Source organism: Ezakiella massiliensis, assembly GCF_059862345.1.
Genome location: NZ_JCBCEO010000001.1, coordinates 236,519 through 254,734, shown reverse-complemented (window position 1 = coordinate 254,734; position 18,216 = coordinate 236,519). Strand labels below are relative to the sequence as shown.

At 35.3% G+C, this 18,216-nt stretch carries 11 protein-coding genes and 1 tRNA gene; 2 read left to right on the top strand and 10 right to left on the bottom strand.

Going from position 1 to position 18,216, the window contains the following annotated elements; all coding sequences use genetic code 11:
• Positions 1 to 134: 134 nt before the first annotated feature.
• From pepV to AC6FXG_RS01090, 10 genes are all read right to left on the bottom strand, one after another.
• Positions 135 to 1,529, bottom strand: a complete 1,395-nt coding sequence (gene pepV, locus AC6FXG_RS01135; protein ID WP_500571230.1) for a dipeptidase PepV — start codon at positions 1,527 to 1,529, stop codon at positions 135 to 137.
• Positions 1,530 to 3,443 carry a threonine--tRNA ligase gene (gene thrS / locus AC6FXG_RS01130; RefSeq protein WP_075573751.1) on the bottom strand — a complete coding sequence of 638 codons (1,914 nt, stop codon included), beginning with the start codon at positions 3,441 to 3,443 and terminating at the stop codon, positions 1,530 to 1,532.
• Positions 3,444 to 3,744: 301 nt separating this feature from the next.
• Positions 3,745 to 3,818: transfer RNA gene (locus tag AC6FXG_RS01125), tRNA-Cys, on the bottom strand.
• Positions 3,819 to 3,902: 84 nt separating this feature from the next.
• Positions 3,903 to 5,348: a TrkH family potassium uptake protein gene (locus tag AC6FXG_RS01120; protein ID WP_500571229.1), complete on the bottom strand. Its 1,446-nt coding sequence runs from the start codon at positions 5,346 to 5,348 to the stop codon at positions 3,903 to 3,905.
• Between the two features lies 1 nt (position 5,349).
• Positions 5,350 to 6,705 carry a Trk system potassium transporter TrkA gene (gene trkA / locus AC6FXG_RS01115; protein WP_500571228.1) on the bottom strand — a complete coding sequence of 452 codons (1,356 nt, stop codon included), beginning with the start codon at positions 6,703 to 6,705 and terminating at the stop codon, positions 5,350 to 5,352.
• A 36-nt stretch (positions 6,706 to 6,741) separates the two neighbouring features.
• Complete coding sequence (locus AC6FXG_RS01110; protein WP_500571227.1) at positions 6,742 to 7,176, bottom strand: deoxycytidylate deaminase; 435 nt, start codon at positions 7,174 to 7,176, stop codon at positions 6,742 to 6,744.
• Positions 7,169 to 8,920: a pyruvate kinase gene (gene pyk / locus AC6FXG_RS01105; RefSeq protein WP_500571226.1), complete on the bottom strand. Its 1,752-nt coding sequence runs from the start codon at positions 8,918 to 8,920 to the stop codon at positions 7,169 to 7,171. Before pyk ends, AC6FXG_RS01110 begins: the two co-directional genes overlap by 8 nt.
• Positions 8,921 to 8,928: 8 nt before the next feature.
• Positions 8,929 to 9,885: a 6-phosphofructokinase gene (gene pfkA / locus AC6FXG_RS01100; protein ID WP_075573755.1), complete on the bottom strand. Its 957-nt coding sequence runs from the start codon at positions 9,883 to 9,885 to the stop codon at positions 8,929 to 8,931.
• On the bottom strand, positions 9,882 to 13,298 hold the full coding sequence (locus AC6FXG_RS01095; protein WP_500571225.1) for a DNA polymerase III subunit alpha: 3,417 nt from the start codon (positions 13,296 to 13,298) through the stop codon (positions 9,882 to 9,884). Before AC6FXG_RS01095 ends, pfkA begins: the two co-directional genes overlap by 4 nt.
• A 4-nt stretch (positions 13,299 to 13,302) precedes the next feature.
• Positions 13,303 to 14,511, bottom strand: coding sequence for a hemolysin family protein (locus tag AC6FXG_RS01090; protein ID WP_500571224.1), 1,209 nt, complete (start codon positions 14,509 to 14,511; stop codon positions 13,303 to 13,305).
• Between the two features lie 170 nt (positions 14,512 to 14,681).
• On the opposite strand from AC6FXG_RS01090, the gene AC6FXG_RS01085 reads away from it, so the two are divergent.
• Both AC6FXG_RS01085 and AC6FXG_RS01080 read left to right on the top strand, forming a co-directional pair.
• Positions 14,682 to 16,400 carry an ABC transporter ATP-binding protein gene (locus tag AC6FXG_RS01085; RefSeq protein ID WP_500571223.1) on the top strand — a complete coding sequence of 573 codons (1,719 nt, stop codon included), beginning with the start codon at positions 14,682 to 14,684 and terminating at the stop codon, positions 16,398 to 16,400.
• Positions 16,393 to 18,141 carry an ABC transporter ATP-binding protein gene (locus AC6FXG_RS01080; protein ID WP_500571222.1) on the top strand — a complete coding sequence of 583 codons (1,749 nt, stop codon included), beginning with the start codon at positions 16,393 to 16,395 and terminating at the stop codon, positions 18,139 to 18,141. Before AC6FXG_RS01085 ends, AC6FXG_RS01080 begins: the two co-directional genes overlap by 8 nt.
• Positions 18,142 to 18,216: the final 75 nt, after the last annotated feature.

The window sequence follows — 18,216 nt, the reverse complement described above, 5'->3', positions numbered from 1 at the left end:
TATAAAAAAGAGCCCAGAAGGCCCTTTTAAAAATCAATAAATAAGATTTTGTTGTAACCTTATGCACAACAGGTGATAAGGTGAGAAGGGGCCTTCTACTTTTCTTCACAAGCATGAGTATACCACATGCTTAATTATTTGTCAAGCACTTTTTCTTCAGATGCTAAATTTTTTAATGCAATTGCATAAATCTTTGCAGCGTCCATTAAGCGATCAATTTTAATTCTTTCATTTTTTTGGTGCATTCTGTCTTCATCATCCAAGAACATAGCTCCGTAAGCAACGCAGTTTTTCATAGCCTTTGCATAAGTTCCGCCACCAATTGTCATTGGTTTTGATTCTGTATCGCCTGTTTGTTTTTGATATGCATCCATCAATATTGAAACAAGCTTTCCATCTGGATCAATAAAGAGTGGATCTTCTCCACCGGTCCTTGTAAATTCACCCTTGTATTCTTTAGTACCCTTATTGATTTTATCCATGATTTCTTCTTTTGTAACACCTTTAAGAGGATGGCGCATATTTAATACAATGTCAATTTCCTTGTCTGTGTTTGAAATCATTCCAACATTGAAGTTTAACTTGCCACTTAGCTCGTCTTCATAATCAATGCCAAGTCCTTCCCCATGCATATGGAAGCCCATGACTTCATTGTAAAATTCTGCAAATGCTCTGAAAGAATCTTCAACTGGCATTAATTTTGCAAGTTGTTCCATAAGTTTTGAAATTGCGTTTACACCAAGTTCTGGTTTTGAACCATGTGCACTAATACCTTTTGCGGTAATATGAATTTCTCCATCTTTTTCCTCAACTTTGAAGTCAGGGAGTGTCGCAATTGATTTTACTTCATTTGTAACTTTGGATCCATCCATTACAATCGTGCAAAAATCTGGAACCATGTTAGGAGCATTTCCACCCTTAACTGCTTTAACCATTGTGTCTTTGAAGTTATAGTTTAATTTTAAAGTACCAGTAATGATTCCTTTTTCTCCAAATATAACCGGGAATTCAGCATCTGGAGTAAATCCAAAATCAGGCATAGCCTTATTCTTTACATAATAATTCATGCCGCCCCAACCAGTTTCTTCGTTGGTTCCCAAAATCAATCTAATTTTTCTGATTAATTTTTCATCTGTTTCTTTTAGAGCACGCATTGCGTAATAAGCAGCAATTGCTGGTCCCTTATCGTCTTGAGTTCCGCGACCTTGTAGGTATTCTCCGTCGTTTACCATTTCAAATGGATCAGTATCCCAGTTACCACCAGCAGGTACAACGTCAACGTGAGCTAGTATTCCTACGCTTTCTTCGCCTTCACCAAATTCTATATCTCCAGCATAGTTTTGTAGGTTGTTGATTCTAAATCCATCTCTTTTACCAATTTCTAAAAAAGCTTCTAGGGCTTCTTTAGGTCCATCACCAAAAGGTGCGTCTGCTGTTGGTTCGCCTTCGACTGAATTAATGGCAATTAATTTGCCTAAGTCTTCAATCATTTCTTCCTTGTGTTCATCAATCCATTTTAAAAAATCCATTTAATCACCTATCCTTTTTGTTTTTATTTCATCATGCAAATCTTTTATAAATGAATTTAGATCTGCATCATTGACGTTTTCACCATTTCTCTTTCTAATAGAAATGTTTTTATTTTCTTTTTCGTTTTCACCAAGGATTAGCATGTAATTAATCTTTTTAAGTTGAGCTTCTCTAATCTTGGCTCCCATCTTAGCGTCTCTAGAATCCAAGTGAACTCTAATTCCACTTTCTTTTAGTGTATCATAAACTTCTTTTGCATATTCATTTGTCTTTTCACTAACAGGTATAACTTCAACTTGTACTGGAGCTAACCATAGTGGGAACTTGCCTGCCAAGTGTTCGATTAAACTGCCCATAAATCTTTCGAGGGATCCAAATATTGCCCTATGAAGCATAACTGGACGCTTTCTTTCATTGTTTTCATCAACATAGACAAGGTCAAAGTTTTCTGGCATTTGGAAGTCCAATTGAATTGTTCCGCATTGCCAAGTTCTGCCAATTGCATCTTCTAGGTGGAAGTCAATCTTAGGACCATAGAAAGCGCCGTCGCCTTCATTTAATTTAAAATCTATATCCATGTCATGAAGGGCATTTTCAAGGGCCTCTTCTGCTATATTCCATGTTTCAATTTCGCCCATAAAATCTTCTGGTCTTGTGGATAGTTCAACAGTATATTTAAACCCAAAAGTTTTATACATATAGTCCGCTAGCTTTACCATCTTTTTAATTTCATCTTCAACTTGTGATGGAAGGCAGAAAATATGAGCATCGTCTTGAGTGAAAGCCCTAACTCTCATAAGTCCGTGTAAGGCACCAGATAATTCATGTCTATGGACAAGGCCAAATTCAGATAATCTAATTGGCAAATCCCTATATGAATGAAGGTCATTTGCATAAACAATCGTAGAACCTGGGCAGTTCATAGGTTTAATAGCAAATGGAACTTCGTCAACACTTGTAAAGTACATGTTTTCTTTATAGTGATCCCAGTGGCCTGAACGGTGCCACAAATCTTCATTCATAATAATTGGAGTTTGAATTTCTCCATAGCCATTATCAATCAATACGTTTCTCCACCAATTTAAAAGTTCATTTTTCAAAATCATGCCGTTTGGATGGAAGAAAGGAATTCCTGGAGCTTCTTCATGAATGCTAAATAAATCAAGTTCCTTACCAAGTTTTCTATGGTCTCTCTTCTTAGCCTCTTCAAGCATATCTAAATATTCATCTAGCAGAGACTTTTTAGGAAAACTTATTCCGTAAATTCTTTGGAGCATTTCATTTTTTTCATCTCCACGCCAATAAGCACCAGCAACACTTAAAAGTTTAAAAGCTTTTATCTTTGAGACATCTTTTAAGTGTGGTCCTCTACATAGGTCTACAAACTCATCTAATTGATAGAAGGAAATAACTTCTCCTGATGGGAAGTGTTCAATTAAATCTACCTTGTATTTTTCATCCAATTTTTTGAAATGTTCAATGGCTTCATCCCTGTCCATTTCAAATCTCTTGAGTTCATTTCCTTCTTTTACAATTTTTTTCATTTCTGCTTCAATCTTTTCTAGATCTTCTGGAGTAAATCTGTGCTCAGTATCAAAATCGTAATAAAAACCTTGGTCAATTGCAGGACCAATTGCAAATTTAACTCCTGGGAATAATCTTTGAATAGCAAGAGCCATCAAGTGAGCAGATGTATGCCAAAAGACTTTCTTGCCTTCCAAATCATCAAATGTTAAAACTTCAAATTTGCCATCGTGACTTGGCACATCTTGCATGCCAATTACATGTCCATCAAGGACTGCTCCTGTAGCATTTCTTTGTAGGCCTGCAGAAATTTCCCCTACAATATCATACACATCCATGCTATCATCAAATTCCCTGATGCTTCCATCAGGTAAAGTTAATTTTCTCATATATCCTCCTTAAAAAATTAATTTTATCAACAAAAAAAGACCACCTCCCCAAGGGACGAATGATCTTTAAATCCGTGGTTCCACCCTAATTACTTCTCAAACCTTTAACGTAAAGGATACGGTTTGCAATTTCTTGCATCTTACATAAGCGCCGGTACATTTAAATTCACACTAGCCCCATCACAGCTCCTAGGGCCTCTCTGAAAATGCAAGCTTAAATACGCTTCAATACTTAGTATTTAATTCAATTAAATTATAGCACTAATAAATAAAAAAAGCAAGCATTCAGCTTGCTAAATTTTGGAGGCGGCAACCAGATTTGAACTGGTGGTCAAGGTTTTGCAGACCCGTGCCTTACCACTTGGCTATGCCGCCACATCTTTAAATAATGTTTTTCAAACATCACTTAAAGATTATACACGATAAAATTTTAATTGTCAACCAATTATTAATTTAATTTTAATTTTTCCAAATACCAGGATTAAATAAAAATAATACTGGAACAATTTCAAGTCTGCCTGCAATCATTGCAAAAGACAAAATAATTTTTGCTATTGGATGAAACATTGCAAAACTTCCAGTAGGACCAACAACACCAAGGCCAGGTCCTATATTATTAAAAGTTGCTGCAACAGATGTAAAGGCTGTTTCAAAATCCGGTGTAAAAAATGATATGAGTCCAAGTATTGCCATAAATACTATTGCATATATAAGCAGATAATTTGAGACCCCTCTTTCCACCGACTGTTCAACTTTTCTATTATCTACATTAACGACCACACACCTATTTGGCGATACAATTTTCTTTACCTCAGCAACAGCTGTTTTAAAAATTATAATAACCCTTGAGACCTTAATTCCTCCAGCAGTCGAACCAGCGCATCCTCCGATAAACATTAGTGTTACCAAAACCCACTTACTAAACATGGGCCAAGTGTTAAAATCGGCAGTAGAATAGCCAGTTGTCGTCATAACAGATGAAACACTAAAAAGTGATTGGCGAAGTGCACTTCCAGAAGTTATTTGACTTGGTAATATATTTATAAAAATTAAGAGTGTAGCAATGGCGATTATTGATAAATATGTTTTTAATTCTTCTGATCTTAGAGCATCTTTTACTTTGCCAATTAAAATCAAATAAAAAACATGGAAATTTACCCCAAATAAAATCATCCCAATCGAAATAATAATTTCAATAGCAGCCGAGTTATAATAGCCAATACTAGTAGCTTTTATACCAAAGCCTCCAGTTCCTGCTGTGCCAAACGCATGAAGAACACTATCAAAAACTGGCATTCCAGCAATTACAAGAGCAAAAATCAAAATTATTGTCATACCAATATATATCAAATATAAAAGTTGAGCAGTACTTTTTAATTTGCTAAGCATCTTTCCAAACTGTGGCCCAGGCACTTCTGCTTTCATAAATTGAATATCACTTAAACTGGTGTTTGGTGAAATTGCAAGGACCAATACTAGGACTCCCATCCCACCAATAAAGTGGGTAAAACTCCTCCAAAATAGCATAGAATTTGACAAAGATTCTACATCTGTCAATATACTTGAGCCTGTTGTGGTAAATCCACTTGCTGTTTCAAAAAATGCATCTACTAAGCTTGGAATCTGTCCGCTAAAATAAAAAGGCAAGGATCCAAAAAAGCTAATTAAAATCCAAGAAAGACTTACAACAATCATGCCTTCTTTAATATAAACTCCAGAATTTTTTGGCTTCTTTATAGCAAAAGGTAGGCTTACGAGTGCAATTATTAGTATCGATATTAAAAATGCAGCTATATTATAAAAACTTTCCCTATAATATAAAGCTACTAAAATCGGTAAAAAAAGCAAGAGCCCTACCAATAAAAGTATTCTAGATATATTGTATAATACTACTCTTCTGTTCATACTAATCAACTATTGCCTCATCAAAATTATCCAGATATTTAGTCTTTGTTACAACTAAAACCTCATCATTAATTTGAATTGAATCATTACCACCCGGATAAATAATCGACCCATTTCTCTTTATACAAGCTATTAATATCCCGGGTATAGTGTGCAAGTCCTTGAGCGGAATATTCAATGCTCTTGATTTTTCTGTAATCGAAAAGTGAATAACTTCTACTTCGTTGTCTAAAATCCTATTAAAATTCTCTACCCTTGATCCACTTGAATCAATTTGCGAACGAACAAATCTGATTATCTTGTCTGCAATAATTTTTTTAGGTGTAACTATTGTATCAAGTCCCAATTTATCAACTATGACCTTCATAATATTTCTGTTAATTTTAGTAATGTTTTTTGAAACATTCTGACTGATTGCAAACATAGATATTATAATATTTTCTTCATCAATGCCAGTTAAACTTACAACTGCATCATAGTTTTCAATTCTCTCTTCCAAAAGAACTTGCTGGTCTGTCCCATCTGCATTTATAACTACAATTTGCGGATAAGTTTCTGAAAAAAATTCAGCCATTTCAGGGTCTTTTTCTATAAGCTTCACACTTATATTTTTTTCTAATAATAATTCTATTAGGTAGAAAGCAATTCTGCTGCCCCCTACTATTAAAACAGATTTAATTAGTCCATCCTTGTATTTGCAGTTTCCTATAAATTGCTTCAAAGCTTTACTGGTCCCAGTAATATAAAATCTATCGCCCTCCATTAACATAAAGTCCCCTGCAGGAATATAGACTTCTCCATTTCTTTCTACGGCACAAATAAGAATTTTTTCTTTGGTAACATTGTAATTTTTTAAAACCAATCCATCCAAAGGCGAATCTTTTTCAACAACTAACTCAACCATATTAACTTTATTAGACAAGAAATTCTCTACACTAAAAGCACAAGGATATTTTAGAGTATTCATTATATCATATGCAGTCTCTTTTTCTGGATTTATCATAAACTTTATACCAAGATTGCCTTTTACAAAATCCATATTTTGAGAATACACTGGGTTTCTCACTCTTGCAATTGTATCCTTTGCTCCAAGTTTTTTTGCAATAATACAAGCAATTATATTTAATTCATCAGATTCGGTTATAGCCATAAACATTTCACAGTTTTCTACACCTGCTTCAATCTGAATATCTACACTTGCACCATTGCCAACAACTCCTGTAATATCTGATGTTTCCATAACTTTTTCAAGAGTTTTTTGGTTAAGTTCAATTAATACAATATTATTTCCTTCAGATGCCAGATCCTTGCAAAGTGCTTCTCCAACTTTGCCAGCTCCAACAATTACAATTTCCATAAACTATCTCCTCGATTTACATATAAGCTCAATATACTATCTCTCCATTTGAACAACTTCTATATTGTTTTTATTTAGAAGCTCAATGGAATAATCGTCAAGCCTATATGCATTTATATATACTATTCTTCTTATGCCCGCTTGTATCAAACTCTTAGTGCAATTCAAACAAGGAAAGTGAGTTACATAAGCTGTACATCCTTTAACACTTATACCTTCCTTTGCACAGTACAAAAGAGCATTCATTTCTGCATGAATTGTAGCAATACAATGGCCATCACGCATAACGTGACCAACATCAATGCAGTGTGGATTTCCACTTACACTCCCATTGTAGCCAGTGCTTACTATACGATGATCATTGTTTACAAGTACGCAGCCAACATAAGCCCTGTCGCATGTTGAGCGCTTGGCAACTATCTCAGCGATATCTAAAAAATAATCATCCCAACTTTGCCTTTTATTAGACATTTTCTACGCTCCCTTTAAAAACTTGTCCGCTAGGAATATCTACAGTGATAATGTCCCCTGTTTTAATTTCTTTTGTGCAATCATTAGCACCAACAATTGTTGGTAAGCCAAGCGACAAACCAATAATTGCACCGCTACTTGTAAGACCACCCTCTTCAGTAATAAGAGCACTAGCACGCTGAGCATAAGGAGTCATATCTCTATCCATTCCCAGAGTAACGATTATATCACCATCTTTAAAATCTTTCAAAAGTTCTTCTTGCGAATTTGCAACTACAGCTCTACCTGTAATTTTTCCGCTTCCTATTCCCATTCCCTTTGTCATCATTTTTGCGATTACTTCTACTCTAAGCAAGTTTGTGGATCCACTCTTTGAAAATGGAATACCTGCTGTGAGTACAACTAAATCTCCCTCCTTAAAATATATATCCTTGCATTTTTCAATGCCTGCTTTAAATAGCTCATTTGCGTTATCAATTCCTTTAATTATAACAGGAAAAACTCCCCACTCCATGGTTAGCTTTCTTTCAACTCGTTCATCATCTGTTATAGCAATTATAGGTTGCCTAGGTTTAAATTTTGATAAAGCCCTGGCCGTTTGTCCACTGCTAGTTGCAGAAATAATTGCAGCTGCATGTAAATCTTTTGCTATTGAATAAGTGGCCTCTGCAATTGCATTTGTAACAGTGATTCTATTAATATCTACCCTGTCTCTTTGCATTCTTTCGTATTCTGGGCTCTCTTCAGTCGATATAGAGATGCTTCTCATCATTTTTATAGACTCAACTGGATATTTACCGGCTGCACTTTCACCTGAAAGCATAACCGCAGATGTCCCATCGAGTATTGAGTTTGCAACGTCCATTACTTCCGCTCTTGTAGGTCTTGGGTTTCTGGTCATTGAGTCAAGCATTTGTGTAGCTGTTATTACAACCTTATTTGCAAAATTACATTTTTTTATAATTTCCTTTTGCACATGAGGAATATTTTGCGATGGAATTTCAACTCCAAGATCTCCTCTAGCGACCATTATACCATCACTAACTGCAAGTATATCATCTAAATTATCCAGGCCTTCTTGGTTTTCAATTTTAGATATAATTGAAATTTGATAGCCATCATTTTCTTCTAAGATTTTTCTGATTGATAGAACATCATTGCGATTCCTAATAAAGCTTGCAGCTAAAAAGTCCACATCATTTTTTATACCAAATTTTATATCGCTTATATCTTGTTCTGTTAGGGTCGGCAGTTTTATTTTAGCCCCAGGAATATTTACGCCTTTCCTATCTGATAACTCACCACTATTTATTGCTTTAAGCTCAATTAAATTTGAAAAAATATTTACAATTTCAAACTCCACAAGACCGTCATCAATTAATAATCTGCCGCCTAATTCCACGTCATTTATTATGCCATCATAAGAAACGCTAACCATATTTTGATCGCCAAGTATATCATCAGTTGTAAGAATAAATTTTTGCCCTTGTTCTATTCTAATTGGTCCTTCTCTAAATCTGCCAATTCTGATTTCGGGCCCCTTTGTATCGAGCATTATTGCAACTGGTATGCCAAGTTCTTTGCTAACTTTTTTTATCCTATCAATTCTAACTTGATGTTCCTCATGAGTGCCATGAGAAAAGTTTAAGCGAGCAACATTTAGGCCATTTAAAATCATATGCTTTAAGGTTTCTTCGCTCTCACTTGCTGGTCCAATAGTGGCCACAATTTTTGTACTATTCATATCTTCTCCTATATAGATAATATGTCTGCGATTTCAAATATTTCTTGATCAATTCTCTTTGGTATCTTCAAAGCAGAATCAATATCCAATTTAACAATCTCGTTGCACTTCAAGCCCAAGGCTATATTAGTTCTATTGTTAGATAATAATTTTACTGCAATATTTCCCATGCGTGAAGCCATAAGTCTATCAAAAACAGTTGGCATACCACCTCTTTGTACGTGGCCAAGAACAGTTTCTCGAGTTTCTATACCAGCCCTATTTTGAAGTTCTTTACTTATTTCATAAGCACTTGCAGCTCCTTCTGCAACGACAATTATGTGGTGCCTCTTGCCTCTTTTAATTCCGCTAACAGCTTTTTCAACCATTTTGTCTAAATCAAAAGGTATTTCAGGGACAATAATGGTCTCTGCACCACCTGCAAGTCCAGCAGTTAGTGCTAAGTCTCCACAATTCCTGCCCATAACTTCAAGCACATTTGCCCGTCCATGAGAACTGGATGTGTCACGCAATTTAGAAATTGCATCAACAATCGTCTCAGTTGCCGTCATAAATCCAATTGTATAGTCAGTGTATCCTAGGTCGTTGTCAATTGTAGCTGGAATTGCAACCACATTTATTCCCTTGTCTAAAAGTTTAGAAGCACCTGTTAGAGTTCCATCTCCCCCAATTACTACAAGACCATTAATTCCTCTTTTAAGCAAGTTCTCAGCAGCAATTTTCTGTCCCTCTTCTGTCATGAACTCATCGCTTCTTGCGGTTCCTAAAATAGTTCCGCCCCTGTGGATGATATCAGCAACACTTGAGACATTCATCTTATTCATATCATCAGCAATAAGGCCATTATATCCCATCCTAACACCATAGACATCAATGCCGAGATATATGGATGTCCTTACAACAGCTCTTATGCAGGCGTTCATGCCCGGTGCATCTCCGCCACTAGTTAAAACTGCAATCTTCATTGGTCTCCATTCCTTTTAATATTTTCTTTGCCAAAAAGTTTTTCTAAAAAATCTATATTCTTACTATTTAAATATAAGGCACTCGCATCCTTGAAAGTCCCTATCGCATCTTTATCTGAAAAATAAAATACAACTTCCCCGTCACCTGGGTTTGATTGGATAAAGCCCCTAGCCATATTAATTTCATTAGAATTTTTTTCTGAATCTGTTTTAATATAAAGTGTTTCCCTTTGTTTTAAATCGCTAACCTCATTTACAATTAGCTTTGGTTTTTCAACATCGCTGTAGGACAAGTCGCCGCTCAGTAAAACTCTGCTGCCATCTACAAGCTTGTCTCTATACTTTCTATAAACATTTGGAAAGACAACTACATCTATCCTGCCAGTTAAATCTTGGAGTTCAAGAGTCATCATCTTTTCGTTTCTCCTAGTGATTAATACACGAGATCTTGAGACAAGACCTGCCAACTTTAGCCTGTATCTATTAAATGAAATTCCATTTGATAAGTATTCTTCATACTCTTCATTTATAGTTGCAATATCTTTGTTTTTCAAAGAATTAATTATTTCTTCGTAAGACTCCAAAGGATGACTGGACACATATACGCCCAGGACATCTTTTTCTAATTCCAAGAGCTCATCCTTATTAAACTCTTCCAAATTAACCAAAATCATAGAATCAGATTCAGAGCCGAACATATTAAATTGACCTCTTACATTTGACCTCTTCTCAATATTTACTGTATCGATTATAACGCTATATTGATTTAGGGCTGACCTCCTGTTTACGCCAAAAGAATCGAAAGCTCCAGCGTAAACAAGTGATTCAAAAGATCTTTTATTAAGGGCGGCTGAATCTATTTTTGAAATCGCCCTGATTAAATCCGTAAGAGATGTAAATTTATTTTCTTTTCTTGCCTCTACAATAGCATCTGCTGTATTGTGGCCTAGGCCTTTAATTGCCTTAAAGCCCATCCTTATATCATCGCCCTCAGTAGTAAATCTCCATTCAGATTTATTTACATCTGGTGGAATAATTTTTATTCCCATTCGCCTTGCTTCTTCAATATAAAGAGCGACCTTGTCTTGTTGACCGGCAACCGAAGTTAAAAGGCTCGCCATAAATTCCTTAGGATAGTGGGTCTTGAGCCATGCAGTCCTCCATGCATCAAGACTGTATGCTGCAGAGTGACTTTTGTTAAAGGCGTATTTTGCAAAATCTATCATGTCATCAAAAACTTCTTCTGCAAGTTCTTTTGATGCCCCTTTTTCAATAGCGCCCTTGATAAATATCGGCCTTTCTTCTTCCATAACATCCATTTTCTTTTTACTCATAGCTCGCCTAATCAAATCAGCTCGTCCAATTGTATATCCTCCAAGTTGTTGAACGATTGCGATAACTTGCTCTTGGAAAACTATTACTCCATGGGTATCTTTTAAAATTTTTTCAAGAATTGGATGCTTATAGTCTATCTTCACATCAGAGTTTTTGCGTTCACAAAAATCGGGAATGCTATCCATTGGCCCCGGTCTAAAGAGTGAGTTAGCTGCAATTAAATCTTCAAAACGATCAACCTTTAGCTCTTTTAAGAAGGCCCTCATGCCAGGTGATTCAAATTGGAAGATTCCAATTGTATTTACATCTGCAAATAGTTTTATCGTCTCAGGATCGTCCAGCTTCATATCTTCAAAACTCGGTCTGTGGCCAGTATTTTTTTCAATTAATTTTAATGAATCTTCTATAACAGTTAAAGTCCTTAAGCCCAAGAAATCCATCTTCAAAAGACCAAGCTCTTCAAGTGTAGTCATAGTGTACTGGGTTACAGGTTGGTCTTGAGCAGTTGCCAACGGGGCGTAATTTACCAGTGGGCTTTTTGAAATAACAACGCCGGCTGCATGAGTGCTTGCGTGTCTAACATGACCCTCTATCCTCATTGAGATATCGATTAGTTTTTTTACTTCCCTATCGTTGTCATAGGCATCTTTTAATTCTGGATTGTCATTAAGTGCCTTGTCAATTGTAATATCCAGTTCATTTGGAATCATTTTTGCGATTTTATCGACTTCGTTATAAGGCATGTCCAGCACGCGACCAACATCTCTAATCGCACCTTTGGCAGCCATAGTTCCAAAGGTAATTATTTGTGCCACATGGTCGTGGCCATATTTCTCTTTTACATATTGAATGACTTCTTCTCTTCTTTCATAGCAAAAGTCAATATCAATATCTGGCATGGTTACCCTATCAGGATTTAAAAATCTTTCAAAAACCAAGTCATATTTTAATGGATCCAAGTCAACTATGCCAAGAGCATAACAAACTATTGATCCAACGCTTGACCCACGGCCTGGACCTACAGGAATGCCTTTTGATTTAGCAAATAAAATAAAATCTTGGACAATCAAAAAGTAATCCACAAAGCCCATGTCTTTAATAATGCTTAGCTCGCTTTCAACCCTTTGCCATACTTCATCTGAAACCTTACCATCTTTTTCATATCTTTCAAGTATACCATCATGGGTTTGTTTTTTTAAGTATTCAAAGTGGTCAATATTTCCCGGTGTATCAAAGTTAGGCAAATGATAGTGGCCAAATTCAATTTCCACATTACATTTGTCTGCAATCTCCTGGGTGTTTTTAATTGCATCTGGCATATCTGCAAAAAGTTCTTCCATTTCTTCTGAAGATTTGAAATAAAATTCGTCACTTGCAAAGGTCATCCTGGTCTCATCATTAATGGTCTTGCCCATAGATATAGCCATCAGAACCTCTTGAATAAAAGCGTCCTCTTTATTTAAATAGTGGCAATCATTTGTTGCCACTAACTTTGCACCAAAACGGTCCCTAAGAGTTTTAAAATAATGCCTTATAACATCTTCTTCTCTAATGTCGTGGTTTTGAACTTCTAAGTAAAAATCATCTTTAAAAACTTCTGCATACCATTTATATGCTTTTACGGCAGAAACTTCATCCCCATTTAAATAATGGGATTGAATTTCTCCACCAAGACAAGCAGAAAGTGCAACTAAGCCTTCGCTGTGTTCTTGCAAGAACTCGTGGCTAACACGCGGCCTATAATAAAATCCATTTAAAAATCCTTCGCTAGAAATTTTCATCAGATTCTTCAAGCCTATTTCATTTTTGCATAGCAAAATAAGGTGATAACCTGACCTGTCGTCTGGATTTTTCAGCCTGTGATCACCTCTAGAAATATAAACCTCAGAGCCAATAATGGGTTTTATGCCAGCTTTTTTTAACTCTTTGTAAAAGTTAATAGCCCCGTACATATTCCCATGATCGGTAATGGCTACTGAGTTCATCTTGTATTCTTTTGCTTTCTCTGCCAAGTCACTGATTTTTATTGCCCCATCGAGCAGCGAAAACTCAGTGTGCAGGTGTAAGTGTGTAAACATTACATCACCTTTCTATGCGCATCTTTAGCCTTTCAAGTTTATTTGGACTAGCCTTGTCGATTATAAATGTATAATTTTCATATTTGTAGATCTCGCCAACTTTTGGAAATTTTCCAGCAAGGCCAATTACAAATCCACCGATACTTTCATATTCATCGGACTCAAGATTTGTAGAAAGCCTATCATTTATATCATCTAAATCTGTATCCGCTTGAATAACAAATGTGTTTTCAGTAACTTGCTTAATAGAATTATCCGCTTCGTCAAATTCATCATCAATATCACCGACAATTTCTTCAACTATATCCTCTACAGTAACAAGACCGGCCGTTCCACCGTACTCGTCAAGAATTATAGCCATACTCATCTTATGTTTTTTTAATTCACTCAAAAGCAAAAAGTTTGGCCTAGATTCATATTGAAATATAGCTTCACGCAAATGATTTCTTATATTGAAATTTTCTTTGTCAACTGCCAGTAGGTCCTTTGCAAATAAAAGTCCAATAATGTCATCAATATTCTCATCAATTACTGGATAACGAGAGAAGTTATTGTTTTTCACAATATCCATAACCTCATCATAAGTGGAATCCACAGGAATACTGATAATACTAGTACGATTGGTCATAACATCTTTGGCTTGTGTACCTGCAATAGAGAAAACATTTTCCATCATCTCTTTTTGTTCGTTTTCAAGTATACCTTCTTCATGGCTGACATTTAAAATTGTTATCAGGTCATCTTCGGTAATCTTGTCTTCTTCAGATTCACTTACTATAGCCTTGCTAAGCGCTCCAAAAAGCATCGTAAGAGGTGTGAAAATCTTAACAATATAATAAACAAAAGGTGCAACTGCAAGGGCAAATTTTGTAGAATTTGCTTTTGCTAAATTTTTTGGAATAATTTCTCCAAATATTAAAATCAAAATTGTCATTACAACTGTCGATATGGCGACCCCATTTTTCCCAAACATCTCCACAAAAATCACTGTGGACAAGGATGAGGAAAGAATGTTTACAATATTATTCCCAATTAATATTGCCGAAATTGTCCTATTGGAATCCTCTATCAAATATTCAAGCTTGTCCACATTTTTTATCTTGGACTCAACAAGCTGCCTAAGCTTAATTGAACTTAATGAAGTAATTGATGTTTCACTGCCAGAAAAGAAAGCAGACATAGCTATTAAAATCAAAATTATTACTATATTCAAAATAGTCCTCCTTAGCTTATATTATAGAATATAGGCCCCTAATAGTCAAATAAATTAGCCTTTATTACATTTAAATTAAATCTTGAATTTATAGCCAATCTGCTCTTTTATATCTTCTTTAAATATGTTAAAATACATTTATATGATTTTTATTTATTTAGAGAGGATTTATGATTAAAACACTTAAACGATATTACAATTTAATAGGCAGTCACAAGGCCTCCGTCTTTATCGCTGTAACTTTTTGTATAATTTCTGGCGGTCTTGCGATACTTCCCGCGACATTTACAGGAAATATAACAGATGCTATTAAGGCAGGCTCACTTGAATATGATTCTTTAATGCGATCAATTTTTTGGCTTGTTTTTATGCTTGTTTCAACTTATTTCTTAGACGCGTATTATAATTATGTTATTTTTAGAAATTATTATTATGTAGATGCAAGTGTGAGGGTTCAACTTTTAAAAAAATCTATTAGGCAAAACCCACCATTTTTTATTAAATACAATGCATCAAATATTATCACTAAGGCAACATCTGATGCCGATGCAATAGCGACCGTCGCTTCTTATGGAATCATGACCACAACCGAGGGGGTGCTTCTGCCAATAATTTATTTTATAACTATGGCCACCATCAGCCCATGGCTCTTTTTGATTGCACTTACTGCCCTTCCAATAATGATTTATGTAGTTGTGCAGATTTCCAAAAAGCTAGACGGGAAATACGACCAGTCTCTCGAAACGCAAGACGCAATGAATGAACACACCCTTGAAAGTTTTACGGCTATAAAAGTTATAAAAGCCTTTGATACAAAAAGTAGGCGGCTAAATGAATTTTTAGAAAAAGTTTTAATAAATAATAACAAGGAACTAGAAGTAAACAATATAGAAAATCTCTATGTACCAGTTGTAAATGGGATAATGTCTTTCTTTGCAATTTTAAGTATTATAGTCGGGGGCTTTCTTATTAGCAAGGGCAAGATTACCCTTGGCGAACTTATAACCCACTCCATGCTCTTGCAAGAGCTTGATTGGCCTGCCTACGCTGTGGCCGATTTAATTACTGTTTCAAAGAGCGGATCAATTTCTTTAAGAAGGGTTGATAAGGTTTTGAATTATAAAGAAAGAGAAAGAACTTCTGATCCTGTTCTTATAAAAAATATAGATAAGATTGAAATGAAGAATTACTCTTTTAAATATCCAAACGCAGAGTCCTATGCTCTTAAAAATATTAATCTTTCCATCAAAGCTGGGCAAAAAATTGGCCTTGTTGGCAAGACTGGATCTGGTAAGTCTACCCTTCTCCATCAAATTGTTGCAGAGTATGATGACTTTGAAGGATCTCTATTTATTAATGGCAATAATATTATGGATATCAATCTGGATTCTTACAGAAAAAACATCGGCTATGTTCCCCAAGAGCATTTCTTGTTTTCAAAATCCGTTAAAGATAATATTTTGTTTTATAGGGATGGAGACTACGACAGGGCTATCGATATAGCAGCTTTTAGAAATGACCTTTCATCATTTGCAGATGGAATAGACACTCAATGTGGAGAAATGGGAATCACTTTGTCTGGCGGACAAAAGCAAAGAGTTTCTCTGGCTAGGGCTGTTCTTTTGGATCCCGAGCTTTTGATACTTGACGATGTCCTATCTGCTGTTGACAATAATACAGAAAAAGAAATTTCCGAAAATTTAGCAAATAATTTTCCAAACACCACAATTATCATCAGCTCCCACAGGCTTTCTGTTGTAAAAGATGCTGATGAAATAATTGTGCTTGATAATGGACAAATTTCTGAGCGAGGTAAATTTGAAGACCTGATTTCAAGTGGGGGTTGGTTTAGCGACCAATACCACTTGCAGGAGGTGGACCATGAGTAAAAAAGAAAAATATAGCAAGAGTACCATCCGCCTTCTTTTTAATTTGTCAGGCAAAATTAAAAAAGAACTTATTATTGGCGTATTTTTATCCACTGGCTTTATGCTTTTGAATATTTACCTGCCAATTATATTAAAAAATATTATAGACAATGAAATCTCTCCCACAATCGGTATTATAGATTTACAGAGATTCCTCTGGATGTCAGCTTTTTATTTATTTATGAATCTAATGTTTGGATTAATGCAATATGTACTCATCCATCATTATAAAAAGACGTCCAATAAAATAGCTTATATACTAAGAGGAGATTTATTTAAACACATAGTAAACCTCCCCATGTCATTTTTTGATAAGACGCCTGTTGGTAAAATCACGAGTAGAACCACAAGTGATATAAACGAGTTCAAGCAACTATTTTATATTGGATTTACAACTGTTGTAAACGCAGTTTTTTATTTAATAGGCAGTATAGTTTATATTAGCTTTACAAATCCAAAGGCCCTGTACATTGTGCTTGTGCCAATTCCAATATTTATTTTCACAATTTTAAGCTACAACAAGTACCAGTCAAATCTTAATATTAAATATCGTAAAATAAAATCAACTATAACCTCCGATTTAAATGAGATTATAAAAGGGGCAAATATAATACAAGCCTACGCAGTTTGTGAACCTGTTGAAGAAGAATTTGTCGATAAGAACAAAGATCTGTATAAATACGGTAAGAAAATCGAATTATTTGACTCCTTCTTTTCATATAACATTACTGACATGCTTAGACTCATGAGCATAATTGCAATTTTATATTTTGCTGGTATGTCTAACCTAAGAGGAAACACTACTTTTACCGTAGGATATATACTGATTTTAATCCAGTACACTTCACAGATATACGCTTATCTGACCAGACTTATGAATAGGTTAAATGTTTTTGAAAAAGGCATGAGCAGCCTTGAACACATCAATACAATTCTCTTAGAAGAACAAGAAGATGATGGAACAAATGCAATTAATAATATAAAAGGCCAAGTGGAATTTAAAAATGTTTACCACGAATACATCGAGGACAGCCCTGTGTTACAAGATATTAATTTCAAAAGAGAGCCCGGCTCTTCTACTGCTATTGTCGGCAGCACAGGCTCTGGCAAGAGTTCTATTATTTCTCTTTTGTTTAAATTTTATAGCCCTTACGAGGGTCAAATACTAATAGACAATCAGGATATTCAAGAGATTAGGACCGCTGATTTAAGAAAGCACATGGCTCTTGTCCTCCAAGATCCTATCCTTTTTAAAGGCAGCTTACGATACAATATAACGCTTGGCAATGATTATAGTGACCAAGAAATTAAAGCAGCCCTAATAAAAAGTGGTGGAGAATCTATTTTAAATAAATTAAAAGATGGTCTGGACACCAACCTGCTCGGAGAAGACGGTGGCCTAAGCCTAGGTGAAAAACAAATAGTAAACTTTGCAAGAACTATCATCAGGGACCCAAGTATATTAGTTTTGGATGAAGCAACCGCGTCAATCGATACAGAAACTGAACAACATATACAAAAAGGCCTTGAGGCCCTGATGGCAAATAGAACTTCATTTATAGTCGCCCACAGGCTTTCAACTATTAAGAATTGTGACTCAATAATTGTAATCGACTCTGGTCGGATTATTGAATCCGGCAGTCATGATGAACTAATGGAAATGGGTGGAAAATATTACGAGCTAGTTGAGGCTCAGTCATAAAAATTAAAAATTAATTATAAGCAAAATAAAATCACCTCTCAGTACAAAATATTCTGTACTAAGAGGTGATATTTT

Bases quoted from the DNA above. Each gene is read 5' to 3' on its own strand.
- trkA (WP_500571228.1), bottom strand. From the start codon at position 6,705: ATGGAAATTGTAATTGTTGGAGCTGGCAAAGTTGGAGAAGCACTTTGC.
- pepV (WP_500571230.1), bottom strand. From the start codon at position 1,529: ATGGATTTTTTAAAATGGATTGATGAACACAAGGAAGAAATGATTGAA.
- AC6FXG_RS01085 (WP_500571223.1), top strand. From the start codon at position 14,682: ATGATTAAAACACTTAAACGATATTACAATTTAATAGGCAGTCACAAG.
- pyk (WP_500571226.1), bottom strand. From the start codon at position 8,920: ATGAATAGTACAAAAATTGTGGCCACTATTGGACCAGCAAGTGAGAGC.
- AC6FXG_RS01110 (WP_500571227.1), bottom strand. From the start codon at position 7,176: ATGTCTAATAAAAGGCAAAGTTGGGATGATTATTTTTTAGATATCGCT.
- pfkA (WP_075573755.1), bottom strand. From the start codon at position 9,885: ATGAAGATTGCAGTTTTAACTAGTGGCGGAGATGCACCGGGCATGAAC.
- AC6FXG_RS01080 (WP_500571222.1), top strand. From the start codon at position 16,393: ATGAGTAAAAAAGAAAAATATAGCAAGAGTACCATCCGCCTTCTTTTT.
- AC6FXG_RS01120 (WP_500571229.1), bottom strand. From the start codon at position 5,348: ATGAACAGAAGAGTAGTATTATACAATATATCTAGAATACTTTTATTG.
- thrS (WP_075573751.1), bottom strand. From the start codon at position 3,443: ATGAGAAAATTAACTTTACCTGATGGAAGCATCAGGGAATTTGATGAT.
- AC6FXG_RS01095 (WP_500571225.1), bottom strand. From the start codon at position 13,298: ATGTTTACACACTTACACCTGCACACTGAGTTTTCGCTGCTCGATGGG.